Consider the following 11,871-nt stretch of genomic DNA (forward strand, 5'->3'; position numbering starts at 1 on the left):
TTTGTCGCTGCTAAGCTCAAAGCAGCGACGCCAGATAAATTTAGTCAAATTTAATATTTTTGCTCTTTAGGTATTTGATTTAAATTATAAAAGCTTTTATAAATTTGCTTTTATTTTGTGATTATACAATTTTTGACACTTCGTTTGCCTTTATATAATCTTTTATCGGCTTGATCTGTTAATTTATGCGAGTCTGTACCGCTATCTGAAATTCCAAATGTTACGGTAAAATGGATTGATAGGGTATTTGATACTTTGATTGGGGTTTGGTTGATTATAAATCTTATATTTTGAATTTGGTTTATAAAGTTTGCTCTACTAGTATTAGTAGCTACAATTACAAACTCCTCCCCACCCCAGCGACAGACTATATCAGATTTATTGGTATTATCTGTGAAAATTTTGGCTAGAGTTTTTAGCACTTCATCACCGATATTATGGCCGAATTTGTCATTTATGCTTTTGAAATTATCTATATCGCACATAGCGATTGTGATTGTTTTGTTAGATTTTTTAGATAGGATTAAATTCAGTGCTCTTTTATTGATAAGGCCTGTGAGATGGTCAGTTTGAGAAGCGGCTTTTAATTCATGTTTGTATTTGTGTAGATCTTTTATATTTGTCTGATTTACAATATTATAAATTTTAAATATCGCAACAAATAAAAATAGCAAAAAGGCTAGATTGCTTAGGTAAAATAGCTCTACAAAATCCCCCGCAATCTTAGGAAAATAGACATTTGATACAATATAGACAATAATAAAAATGATAAACTCAAACCCAGTCAAAAGATAAGTAATCAATCTATTTTTAAAGATATTTAGATGAGCAGTTGAAGCAATAGCTATAATCACTAGATAAAATCCATAATCCCACCCGAGTATCATAGTAGCGCAGGCCGCAGATATCACGATATGTAGATGAGAGAGCAAAAATACCCTATCATAGTCATTTTCATCTATAGCCTTAATACAGATGATATAGACAAAAAGCCCCGCAAAAGCTATAATGGATAGAATATAAGAATCCATCATATAAAATATAAAAGAGTATATAATTGTTGCGATTAAAAATAGGGATAATACAAATTTGAAATTAAATGATATTTTATCTGTTATTAGGTTCATATTTTTCCGATACTACTTGATTTTTACCTTGATTTTTACCACGATAGAGTAGGTTATCAGCTATGCTAATGGCTTGGTCTATCTCTATCGGGTCTTCAATATATAATAGCCCAAATGTAGCACTGATAGGCACTTTATCGGGATTAGCACTATGGATAGTTACTCTTGCAGTCTCTGTGATTTGGATACATTTTTTGAGATTTTGAGCTGGGATTATAGCTAGGAATTCCTCTCCGCCCCAGCGACTAACCTTGCCAAATTTGGATATTTTGTTATTTAAAATTTCAGCAACCTTAGATAAGACTATATCACCAAAGATATGCCCATATGTATCATTGATACTTTTAAAATTATCTATATCGCATAAGATTACAGCTAGTGATTTTATCTGTCTGTTTGATAGCATTTTGAAATTTTGAGCTATTATCTCATTCATTGGTGCTCTATTGTATAATCCTGTGAGATAGTCGATTTCGGCGATATTTTTGTAGCTTATATTCTCTTTTTGTGTGTTTATGATATCCATAGCGTAGGTTGTGTTGTTGTTATCTTGTAAGGCTATGAATTTGACAGCTATCATAGAAAAACAAAATAGAAAGCTAATATGTTTTAGAGTTTGTGAGCCGTAATTGATATCTTGACCATTAAATGCAAAATACAAAACAATAAATAAAATTAGCTGAAAAATCGGAATAAAAAACTTTAAGATAGAATTCTTAATAGGCAACACAGGATAAATCGCTATCAATTCAAGTAAAAATAGCTCAAATCCATACCCCCAACCTAAGGTTATAATAGACAAAACCATTGTATATGTAGCGCTGATTTGTATCCATAAATTTATAATTTTTTCATATTTAGGCTCATTAAAATCTATATAAAGAGCCACTGAGATAAAAAACGATATAGCAAAATTAGTAAATAAAAATAGCAACCCAGAATAGGCATATAGCGATCCATAAACTGCTAAAATAACGATATATAATAGTAGCAGTTTATGATAGACCTTTGGGTGGGATTTTATATTTTTAGCGACTTTGTTCATTGTAATAAAGTAGATTTAAATCCAAATTTATTAGCCGCATTTTGTAGATCTTCAATTGTATCAATGCCGATACTATCGCTACTAATCTCTAACATTGCGATCTTTTTGCCACTTGAAATTGCTCTTAATTGCTCTAATTTCTCTATATTTTCTAGCTCTTTGGTAGTAAGAGAGCAAAACTTAGATAGAGTATCTACGCTATAACCATAGATCCCGATATGCGCTTTATATAGATCACAGCGACTTCTTGGGTATGGGATTAGTGAGCGTGAGAAATATATAGCGTAATCATCTTTATCTGTGATTACTTTTACCAAATTTGGATTTTGAGCTGATTGATGATCGCTAAATTTCAAGCAACTAGTCATAAATGCGCCATCTTTTATTCTTTGGGCGGTGAAATCTCTAAATTTAACTAGATTTTTCTCTTCAAAAAATGGCTCATCAGCTTGTAAATTTATCACAATTTCATCACTATTTAAATTTAGCTTTTTGGCTGCTTCGTTGATTCTATCGGTACCACTATCGTGATCTTGACTAGTAAGAATCGCTTTTATCTTGAATTTATCTGCGATATTAGCTACATTTTCATCATCACAAGCGACAACTACATCATCGCATTTACTAGCTAATTGAGCTGTTTTTACAAACATAGGAATCCCGCCTATATCGGCTAGGATTTTATTAGCAAATCTAGTTGATGCTAGGCGAGTTGGTATTATTATCATTGTTTTATCCACTCTATTATATTTGATTTTATCTTATCTTTATTGACAACTTCAGTATGAATTTCATCTTCTTTAAATAGCTTAATTATGCTTTTTGGAATTTTGGTGTGATATTTATCAGCTAGTAGTTTCATATCAGCTAGCTCATCTTTGCTATCTCTGTTTTCTAGTGATTTTATCATACTTGGAGTAAATTTCACCCATTGAGCAGTGGAGGTTATCACGCTTAGGTGGCTTGGTTGGGCTAGATTTAGGCATGTGGCTGTGTGTGGGTCTATCAAGATACCTGTTTTGGCTACTTTAGAGATATTTTTCATACACTCATCATCATCGCAATACGCAGCTTCAAATTCAGCTTTTAGCGCCTCTAACTCAGCGCTACTTAGCTCATATCTTTTATTATTTGCTAGGCTATCCATAAGCTCTTTTGTTCTAACTGGGCCAAATTTATCAAATAGTAGTCTCTCTACATTTGAGCTAATCAAAATATCCATCGCCGGGCTGATCGTATGGATAAGCTCTTTGCCATTTAGATCATAAATTCCACTATTAAATAGCTCTGTAAGGATATTATTTTTGTTTGATGCGATCTTGATTTTAGCGATATTTGCACCCATTTTTTTAGCGTAATACGCCCCAAGAGCATTACCGAAGTTGCCACTTGGGACTATAATATCAATTGGCTCTTTATTTTTATTGATGCTCACACAAACATAGATATGATATATGATTTGAAATAAAATTCTACCGAAATTTACTGAATTTGCCGCACTTAGATTGTATCCTGAGGATTTTAGAGCGGTTTTAAACTCATCATCATTTAGTAGAGTTTTAAGAGCTTGTTGCGCATCATCGAAGTTGCCTTCAATGCCTATAACTTTTAAATTTGGTGCTTTTTGATTTACCATTTGTAGTCTTTGGACTTCACTTGTGCCGTTTTTTGGGTATAGGCAGACTACTTTTATATTTTTAGCATTTTCAAATGAGCTTAGAGTAGCTGGACCTGTATCGCCGCTAGTAGCGCACATTATTAGCTGTTTTTGAACATGAGAAATAGAGCTTAAAAGCTCTCCAAAAGGCTGAAGTGCCATATCTTTAAAGGCTCTTGTAGGGCCGTGCCAAAGCTCATTAATATATAAATTTTTATCTATTTTTTTGATCTCGACAGCGCTTTTATCAAATTTATTATATCTATCTAGGGCTTTTTTAAATTTATTTAAGCTTATATTAAATTTAAATTTCTTAATAATCTCTAAAGCAAATTTAGAATAATCCAAATTTGATAGCTTTTTAAACTCTTTTTTGCTAATCAATGGTAGATTAATTGGTGCGTATAAACCGCCATATTTCGCAGCTGGATTAAGAAGTGCGTAATCTAAATTTACAGGCTCATTTACCTCATTTTCTAAGCTTAGTCTAGTAGAAACTAATTTTGGTAAATTTATATCTTTTAGTGATTTTATCGCTTTTGGATTTAGCTCTTCTAGGCTTTTGGCGTCAATATCTAAATTAAGATGATTAAAATCTTTTTCTAAGATAGATTTAATCTTTTTAAATTTACCTATAATTGCGATTATGGCTTTATCGCTATTTATATCTATATTTAATAGCTCTTTTGCGTTATTTGGGCTTAGGTTGTAGATTTCAAAGACAGATTTGTGTTTTTTAAGCTCTTTTGATAGCCCTAAGGCTTCATTTGCGTCTAATTTGATTGTTATAAATTTCATTGTATTATGCTCCCTATACCTTCATCTGTGAAAATTTCTAATAGTAATGAGTGTGGAATTTTACCATCAATTATATGAGCCGTGCCAACTCCACTTCTTATACACTCTAAACAAGCGTCAATTTTAGGTATCATTCCGCCGCTTATCGTCCCATCTTTTTTAAGCTCATCAATGCTATTTTCATCGAGTTTGCTAATTAAATTTGAGTTTTTATCCAAAACACCTTTAATATCGCTTAAAAATATAACCTTACTAGCTTTTAATTTACTAGCTATCGCACTAGCACACAAATCAGCGTTGATATTGTATGATTCGTAATTTTCACCAATAGCAATTGGTGCAATAACTGGTATCAACCCATCATCTAAAAGAGAGTTAATAAGTCTATCATCTACGCTAGTGATATCGCCTACAAAGCCGTATTTGCCATTATCCATTACCTTAGCTCTTAGCATATTATCATCTTTGCCGCTAACGCCTATGGCTCTTGCGCCATGTTTATTTAGCATACTAGTGATCTCTTTATTTACTAGGCCGCTAAGTGCCATCTCTACAACTTCCATAGTGTTTGCATCTGTAACCCTAAGCCCATCAATAAATTCGCTCTTAATATCAAGCCGATCTAAAAATGAGTTAATAGTTTTGCCACCACCATGAACCAAAACAACCTTAATACCAACAATCTGTAAAAGTACAATATCCCTAGCGAAGTTGTTTTTTAACTTCTCATCTATTTGAGCTGCTCCGCCATATTTGATAACAAAAATTTTATCTCTAAATTTTTGGATATATGGCAAAGCACTAAGGATGACTTCAGCCGTTCTACTGCTTTTTAACATATCTTTCCTTCTTGATTTGTTTGATATATTTTATCTGAATTTTGGTAGCTTTTGATAAATAACGCAATTTTATTTGATAAATTTGGCGAAATAATTGTTTTTAGCTCCAAAATAGAGAGATTTAAGCCAAAATCTTTTATCTTTACATAATCTTTTTGCGTGACTAAAAGCGAAGTGCCGTTATATTTTTTTAGTATATTTTCACACTCAAATTTATTAAATTTATAGTGATCGCCAAAATGCTCATATCCAACGCACCTATCATAGATAAAGCTAAGTCTTGAAGGATTAGCTATACCGCTTATTAAGACCATTTTATCAGTAGGGTTTATAATGTTAATCTCTTTGATTATATCATCGCTATTTGGGATGATATCAGCTAGGTTATAAAAGCTCTTTGGATAGCGATAAAATCCGCTTGGGATGGTGAAATTTAGCTTTGGTGTATTTTGTGGTTTGATTAAGATATTGAGTTTAAATATATCAGCCTTGCCAAACCCATCATCTAAAATCACAAGCTTAGCACCTAGATTTATAGCTTCATTTATAGCTATTTTGCGATCATTACAGACAATTATATTGGCATTTTTAAGGCTTATGGCATACTCCATCGCCTCATCTCCGCTGGTTTTGGTATCGCATTTTATATCACCATTTAAAGCTACTATTTGCATGCCTTTAGACTCTCTTTTATATCCTCTTAAAATTATGAAAGTTTTAAATTTAGGGCTAAATTCATTAAATATCGCTTTTGTAAGCGGGGTTTTGCCGCTACCACCTAAGATTAGATTGCCAACGCTAATTATCGGGATTTTAAATTTGACCGGCTTAGCTAGTTTAAATTTTATCCAAACCAAGCAGTAATATATAAATGAAAATGGCAAGAGCAAGGCGCTAATAGCTAGCTCAAAATAGCCTGGCTGATAAAAATACTTCTCTAGCCAAGCGTGTAATTTAGAGTTAAACACGATTTTGCGCTATTGATTTTACTGCGCTAGTGATATATAGCACCTCTTCATCGCTTAAAGCCGCATATATAGGTAGTGAGAGAATTTGCTGATAGGTTTTAAGCGCTTTTGGGAAGTCATTTACCCTTAGGTGGTATTTGTTTTTATAGTAGCTGAGTAGGTGCATTGGGCGATAGTGAAGGCTAGTGTGAATGCCAATATCTTTTAACTCTCTAGCAAAGCTATCACGATTTTTATCAATTTTGATTATATATTGATTATATATATGATCTCGCTTAATTACTGGAGTGGTGATATGTGGGCAATCTTTTAACTCTTCATTATACATAGCAGCTATGGCTTTTCTACGCTCAATAAACATATCTAGCTTTTCAAATTGAGCTATACTATATGCAGCGCAAAGTGAGTTTAAATCATATTTTTGACCGATATCGATAACATCATACATATAGCCTAAATTTCCATCTTTATCAAAGCTATCGTTGATTATAGCGTGGTTGCGAATTAGTCTAGCACGACTAGCCATCTCATCATCATTTGTAACTATAATACCAGTTGTTGCTACTGCGTGTTGGACTTGGGGATTGATCTGAAAACAAGACATATATGAGCTCATATTGCCTATTAATTTGCCTTTATATGTAGCGCCCATCGCTCTACTAGCATCATCAATAATCTTTATATCATACTCATTAGCAAGGGCGTATATAGCGTCCATATCAGCACTTTGACCAGCTACATGGGTTATAAATGCGGCTTTTAATTTTTTGTGTTTTTGAGTTTTTAGGATCTTTTCTAGCTCATTTGGGTCTATATTAAAATCATCTTCATTTATATCGACAAAGATCGGCTCAGCATCAAAATGCCTAATGACTTGAGCGATACTAGGAAAGGCATTAACAGAGCAGATGATCTTATCTCCACGCTTTAAATCCATCGCACATAAGCTTAGGTGTATAGCGGCGGTGCCGTTATTTGTGGTGATAGCGTGTTTGGCACCGAAGAAATTTTTTATCTTATTTTCTAAATTCTCAACCATATAGTTTGCATTTTTTTCTAAGGTCTCTTTGATAAGTTCATGCTCTCTATCGGTAATTAATGGGCGAAAAAATGGTATATCTCTCATCAAATCTCCTAATTTATTGGTATAGCTGGTGGTTTGAGTTTAAAGCTATTTTTAGATATTCTATTTATAATTTGGTTTTTAAATTCGCTATCAAATTTAGATAGATCTTCGTTATTTTCTATCGCTTTTAATAGCTCATCAATCTCTTTATAACTATATCCTAGCTCACTCTCATCGCTTTGATTTTGCCATAGATCTGCGCTTGGGGCTTTGTTTATTATATTTGGATTTATGCTAAGATATGAAGCAAATTTAAAAAGATCGCTTTTATAGATATTGGCAATTGGATTTAAAGCACACGCCATATCGCCATAGATTGTCCCATAGCCTAGGATTCTTTCGCTTTTATTGCTCGTGCCTACGACTAGGGAGTTTAGCTGACTAGAGTGATCATATAAGATAATCATACGAATTCTAGCTGTGATATTGCCAACTCTTAATCTATCAAATTTATCGCTAAAAGGCAAAAATGCGGCTAAAATATCGCTGATATCGATTATTTCATAGCTTATCTTTAAGCTTTTAGATAGCTCTATAGCATCGGCTAAATTTTGTTTATTTGAGTTAGAAGTTGGCATTATAAGAGCCTTTGTAGGTGCGACTTTAGCGCATAAAGTGGCTACAACAGCAGAATCTAATCCACCGCTTAATCCAACTACAAAGCCACTAGCTTTTGAGCTTTTGAGATAAGAATTAAGAAAATTTATAAGTTTATTTTCTAATAATTTAAAATTTTCCACTAATATCATCCATAAAAAAATTGGCAAATTATATCTATTTTAAGGTAAAATATATCTTATAATATTTGAATTTAATTTAAAAAGGTGAAAAATGCAGATTATTTCAAGAGCTTTTGGGATTTATGGGACGAATTGTTATGTGGTGATTTTAGATAGTGGTGAGGTGATAATAGACCCAGGTGATGGGGCTTTGGAGTGGATTGAAAAGGTGTGTAAAAATCCTTTGGCTATCTTATGTACTCATGGGCATTTTGATCATATATATGATTGTGAGGAGATAAGGAGTAAATTTAATACCAAAATTTACATCCCCAAAGATGACGCTTTTATGTGCGAGAATGATCCATTTGGGCTTTTAAAGGCGAAATTCAAACCAGATATTATGGTAGATGATAAAGATGAGATTGAGCTTGGTGGGGTGAAATTTTGCTTTCATCACTTTGCTGGGCATACGCCAGGATGTAGCGTGATAACAGCTGAAAATGTGATGTTTAGCGGGGATTTTATATTTAAAAATTCAATTGGTAGATATGATTTTCCTTTTAGTGATGGGGCTCTTATGAAAGAGAGTTTAAATAGAGTTTTGGGATTTAAAGATTATAGAATTTACCCAGGGCATGGAGAGCCAACAAGCCTAGATAGTGAGAGAAATTCTCTATCTAGATGGGCTCAGGCTATATAGTGGCTATTGCTCCTCTTCGCCATTTACTTTTTTCTTTTGTTGAAGTTTAAATATATGCTCTTCTAAGACAACTACTTGATAGGTGCCCTCAAAGACTTTTATATCTTTTATGGTGCCTATAACCTTGATTTCACGCTTTTTAGACTCTTCGAAATATGCGTGAGCTTCGAATTCAACCAAATCCCCAACCTTAGCTGGAGCATATAAATTTACTTTAGCGCTTATAGTTACTGAGTATTGTGTATTTATAGCTACATGTGCCGCCCACTCAGCAGCCCCAAATATAAATCCACCATGAATTAGCTTTTCATCATCAAATACCATCTCATTGCTAGTCATCAGGGCGGTTTTGGCATAGTTTGGTTTCATGTTAATTATCCCACCGCATAGGGTTGAGTTTATAGAAATTGGGATATTTAAAATTCCTTGGAAACGCTCTGAACTATCTATCAATCCGACATCTTGTAAGCTCTCATCATATTCGCTCATAATCTACCTTTAAGTTAATCTTATATAAATTCTCTTTGGTGCTGGATAGCCTTCAATTGTTTTTGAGCTATCATTTGGGTCTAAAAAATCTTCTAAACTCTGGCTATCTATCCACTTAGTTTTGCGTTGTTCAAAGCTATCTGTATCTTTGGTAGCTAGAATCTCAAAACTCTTAAATTTAGCCCGTTTAGCCCAATTTCGCAACGCCTTAATACTAGGGATAAAGCTGATATTTGGGATTTTAGAGTAGCTTGTATCTGGGCTTAATACCATCTCATCATCACGATCAATATACATAGTATCTATAAATACTTCACCATTTGGATTTAGAGCGGATTTTAGCTCTTTTAAGCACTTTATAGGGTCACTTCTATGATATAAAACCCCAAGACAAAAAATCGTATCAAATTTCACCCCATAACTAGGCAGACTCTCCACGCCTGCTATCTCAAATTTAATATCACTTTTAGCAAAGTGATTTATAAAGCTAAATTGTAAAAATGCTAACTCACTTGGGTCAAATCCTATTATACTTCTTGGCTCATACTCAAGCATCTTAAACATATAATAGCCGTTATTACATCCTACATCAGCTATTACTTTATCTTTTAAGCTTAAATGCGGTTTTAAGATATTAAACTTAACAAAACTTCGCCACTCGCTATCTATAAAAAGCTCATTTAGACCAAATGGCCCCTTTCGCCACGGCTTTAAGGCTAGGGCGATATCTTCAATCTCTTTGGTAAAATTTGAAATTTCTAGCCTTACGCTATCATCTAAGATTAATTTTGAGTTATTATTATCTAGCTTTTTAATCCTAGCTAAAAGCTCATTAAAAGCTCTATTATTCATAGATATCTTTCCAATCTATTAGATTTTCATCGCACTTTTTGTGATAGACTCCAGATGCGTCATAATACTCTTTACAGCTATTGTAGTATTTATCTGAAATTCCACGCTTATTTACCCATAAGCAACCTTGTAAAAATAGCACCAAAAGAGCAAAAATGATTAAATTTTTCATAGCGATAATGTTACCATTATTTTGTTTAAATTAGATATAATTTAAGAAAATTTGGGAGAAAATATGAGGATATTAGATAAATTTGAAAAAATTTGCGCAATTGAGCATTGTAGTTTTGATGCTTTGAAGCTTAGAGATTATTTGGTTGAGTTTGCAAAAAGCTATGGATATAGCGTTGAAATTGATGAATTTGATAATGTCTATGCCTTTAAAGGCAAGCCACAAATTTGCCTTCAATCGCACTATGATATGGTATGCGTGGGTCAAGCACCTAAAATCGAGCTAATATATGATGGCGATATCTTGCGTGCGAAAAACTCTAGCTTGGGCGCTGATAATGGGATTGGTGTCGCAATTATGATGGAGATGATGAGTAAATTTAATAATCTTGAAGTGATATTTAGCGCTAATGAAGAAGTAGGCCTAATCGGTGCTAATGGCTTTAATAAAAAGATTATAAGTAATCAGCTTTTGAATTTAGATAGCGAAGATGAAGATGGAGTATTTATAGGTTGTGCTGCCGGTGAGTTAATCAAAGCTAAGATATCAAAAACCAAAAAATCAGTAAAATCAAATTTATATGAGCTTAATATCAGCGGTCTGCCTGGCGGACATAGTGGGATAGAGATTATCAAAGATCTTCCAAATTCCATAAAAATTATGGCTGAGTTTATAGCCAAAAATGGTGGTAAAATAGTCAATTTCAGCGGTGGCGAGAGAAACAACTCTATCCCTGTAAATGCCAAAGCGTTAATCACTTGTGATAATATAGTTTATAGTGATGAGAGAGTTAGCGTAAAATATCTTGGAAATTGCGATTGTGAGGTGATTAGTGAGAGTCAAAATATACTAGATTTTATAAATAGCTTTTCTCAAGGTGTTAGGAGCTATAATGAGAGCCTTAATATTGTAAATGATAGTATAAATTTATCCATAATAAACGATAATGAAGATAGCATTGAGATTGAGTTTTTCGCACGCTCAATGAGCCAACATGGGCTAGAGAGATTGAAATTTGAGACTTCAACATTAGCTAGGCTTGCTGGGTTTGGTGTGAGCTTTTTTGAAAGAAGTGATGCTTGGACGCCTGATATAGGTGAGTTTGCGAATTTGGTATTAAATTTTATGCAAAAATATAACCCAAAAGTTAAATTTCAAGCTGTTCATGCTGGGCTTGAGTGTGGAGTATTTGTAGCTAAGCAAAAGGGCTTACAAGCCGCATCGATTGGCCCAAATATCCACTCACCACACAGCATAAATGAGCATTTAGAGCTAAAATCCTTAGATAAAATAGCAAAAGCAATAAGCGATATAGTCGCTTATTATCAAGATTAAGCAAGATTAATAATCAAGCTTTGACATAATGCCTTTTACAC

General features: G+C 33.4%; 13 protein-coding genes. 2 read left to right on the forward strand and 11 right to left on the reverse strand.

The features are described 5' to 3' along the window. Window positions 1-110 precede the first annotated feature (110 nt). Genes CLAN_RS03765 through CLAN_RS03800 form a run of 8 tightly spaced genes read right to left on the reverse strand, consistent with a single transcriptional unit; the run spans window position 111 to window position 8,309 of the window. Window positions 111-1,127 (reverse strand): GGDEF domain-containing protein, encoded by a 1,017-nt coding sequence (locus CLAN_RS03765; RefSeq protein WP_096013285.1) that lies wholly within the window; start codon window positions 1,125-1,127, stop codon window positions 111-113. Further along, window positions 1,108-2,172, reverse strand: a complete 1,065-nt coding sequence (locus tag CLAN_RS03770; protein WP_167368931.1) for a GGDEF domain-containing protein — start codon at window positions 2,170-2,172, stop codon at window positions 1,108-1,110. Before CLAN_RS03770 ends, CLAN_RS03765 begins: the two co-directional genes overlap by 20 nt. Beyond that, window positions 2,169-2,900 (reverse strand): 3-deoxy-manno-octulosonate cytidylyltransferase, encoded by a 732-nt coding sequence (gene kdsB / locus CLAN_RS03775; RefSeq protein WP_096018847.1) that lies wholly within the window; start codon window positions 2,898-2,900, stop codon window positions 2,169-2,171. The genes CLAN_RS03770 and kdsB overlap by 4 nt, the downstream gene beginning before the upstream one ends. After that, window positions 2,897-4,627: a threonine synthase gene (thrC, locus tag CLAN_RS03780; protein ID WP_100590621.1), complete on the reverse strand. Its 1,731-nt coding sequence runs from the start codon at window positions 4,625-4,627 to the stop codon at window positions 2,897-2,899. Before thrC ends, kdsB begins: the two co-directional genes overlap by 4 nt. Continuing rightward, window positions 4,624-5,466 (reverse strand): acetylglutamate kinase, encoded by an 843-nt coding sequence (gene argB / locus CLAN_RS03785; RefSeq protein ID WP_100590622.1) that lies wholly within the window; start codon window positions 5,464-5,466, stop codon window positions 4,624-4,626. The genes thrC and argB overlap by 4 nt, the downstream gene beginning before the upstream one ends. After that, a complete protein-coding gene (locus tag CLAN_RS03790) occupies window positions 5,460-6,434 on the reverse strand; it encodes a tetraacyldisaccharide 4'-kinase (protein ID WP_100590623.1) in 975 nt (324 codons plus the stop codon). The genes argB and CLAN_RS03790 overlap by 7 nt, the downstream gene beginning before the upstream one ends. Further along, window positions 6,427-7,560, reverse strand: a complete 1,134-nt coding sequence (locus CLAN_RS03795; RefSeq protein ID WP_096019751.1) for a DegT/DnrJ/EryC1/StrS family aminotransferase — start codon at window positions 7,558-7,560, stop codon at window positions 6,427-6,429. Before CLAN_RS03795 ends, CLAN_RS03790 begins: the two co-directional genes overlap by 8 nt. Window positions 7,561-7,568: 8 nt before the next feature. After that, window positions 7,569-8,309 carry an NAD+ synthase gene (locus CLAN_RS03800; protein ID WP_415270428.1) on the reverse strand — a complete coding sequence of 247 codons (741 nt, stop codon included), beginning with the start codon at window positions 8,307-8,309 and terminating at the stop codon, window positions 7,569-7,571. 82 nt (window positions 8,310-8,391) lie between these two features. Here CLAN_RS03800 and CLAN_RS03805 point away from each other — a divergent pair, with 82 nt between their 5' ends. Further along, window positions 8,392-8,982 carry an MBL fold metallo-hydrolase gene (locus tag CLAN_RS03805; protein ID WP_100590625.1) on the forward strand — a complete coding sequence of 197 codons (591 nt, stop codon included), beginning with the start codon at window positions 8,392-8,394 and terminating at the stop codon, window positions 8,980-8,982. Window positions 8,983-8,985: 3 nt separating this feature from the next. Here CLAN_RS03805 and CLAN_RS03810 read toward each other — a convergent pair whose 3' ends face one another. Genes CLAN_RS03810 through CLAN_RS03820 form a run of 3 tightly spaced genes read right to left on the reverse strand, consistent with a single transcriptional unit; the run spans window position 8,986 to window position 10,495 of the window. Next, a complete protein-coding gene (locus tag CLAN_RS03810; RefSeq protein ID WP_100590626.1) occupies window positions 8,986-9,471 on the reverse strand; it encodes a hotdog domain-containing protein in 486 nt (161 codons plus the stop codon). Window positions 9,472-9,480: 9 nt separating this feature from the next. After that, entirely contained in the window at window positions 9,481-10,323 is an 843-nt protein-coding gene (gene cmoB / locus CLAN_RS03815; RefSeq protein ID WP_100590627.1) for a tRNA 5-methoxyuridine(34)/uridine 5-oxyacetic acid(34) synthase CmoB, read from the reverse strand. Then, window positions 10,316-10,495 (reverse strand): hypothetical protein, encoded by a 180-nt coding sequence (locus tag CLAN_RS03820; protein ID WP_096017178.1) that lies wholly within the window; start codon window positions 10,493-10,495, stop codon window positions 10,316-10,318. Before CLAN_RS03820 ends, cmoB begins: the two co-directional genes overlap by 8 nt. A 63-nt stretch (window positions 10,496-10,558) precedes the next feature. Here CLAN_RS03820 and CLAN_RS03825 point away from each other — a divergent pair, with 63 nt between their 5' ends. Further along, complete coding sequence (locus tag CLAN_RS03825; RefSeq protein WP_100590628.1) at window positions 10,559-11,830, forward strand: M20/M25/M40 family metallo-hydrolase; 1,272 nt, start codon at window positions 10,559-10,561, stop codon at window positions 11,828-11,830. Window positions 11,831-11,871: the final 41 nt, after the last annotated feature.

The sequence above is a fragment of the Campylobacter lanienae NCTC 13004 genome (assembly GCF_002139935.1).
Lineage (GTDB): Bacteria > Campylobacterota > Campylobacteria > Campylobacterales > Campylobacteraceae > Campylobacter > Campylobacter lanienae.

What these genes read in the sequence shown, in the direction of transcription:
- CLAN_RS03805 (WP_100590625.1), top strand. Translation starts at nt 8,392, where the DNA reads ATGCAGATTATTTCAAGAGCTTTTGGGATTTATGGGACGAATTGTTAT.
- CLAN_RS03795 (WP_096019751.1), bottom strand. Translation starts at nt 7,560, where the DNA reads ATGAGAGATATACCATTTTTTCGCCCATTAATTACCGATAGAGAGCAT.
- CLAN_RS03765 (WP_096013285.1), bottom strand. Translation starts at nt 1,127, where the DNA reads ATGAACCTAATAACAGATAAAATATCATTTAATTTCAAATTTGTATTA.
- CLAN_RS03810 (WP_100590626.1), bottom strand. Translation starts at nt 9,471, where the DNA reads ATGAGCGAATATGATGAGAGCTTACAAGATGTCGGATTGATAGATAGT.
- CLAN_RS03800 (WP_415270428.1), bottom strand. Translation starts at nt 8,309, where the DNA reads ATGATATTAGTGGAAAATTTTAAATTATTAGAAAATAAACTTATAAAT.
- CLAN_RS03820 (WP_096017178.1), bottom strand. Translation starts at nt 10,495, where the DNA reads ATGAAAAATTTAATCATTTTTGCTCTTTTGGTGCTATTTTTACAAGGT.
- CLAN_RS03770 (WP_167368931.1), bottom strand. Translation starts at nt 2,172, where the DNA reads ATGAACAAAGTCGCTAAAAATATAAAATCCCACCCAAAGGTCTATCAT.
- kdsB (WP_096018847.1), bottom strand. Translation starts at nt 2,900, where the DNA reads ATGATAATAATACCAACTCGCCTAGCATCAACTAGATTTGCTAATAAA.
- CLAN_RS03825 (WP_100590628.1), top strand. Translation starts at nt 10,559, where the DNA reads ATGAGGATATTAGATAAATTTGAAAAAATTTGCGCAATTGAGCATTGT.
- argB (WP_100590622.1), bottom strand. Translation starts at nt 5,466, where the DNA reads ATGTTAAAAAGCAGTAGAACGGCTGAAGTCATCCTTAGTGCTTTGCCA.
- cmoB (WP_100590627.1), bottom strand. Translation starts at nt 10,323, where the DNA reads ATGAATAATAGAGCTTTTAATGAGCTTTTAGCTAGGATTAAAAAGCTA.
- thrC (WP_100590621.1), bottom strand. Translation starts at nt 4,627, where the DNA reads ATGAAATTTATAACAATCAAATTAGACGCAAATGAAGCCTTAGGGCTA.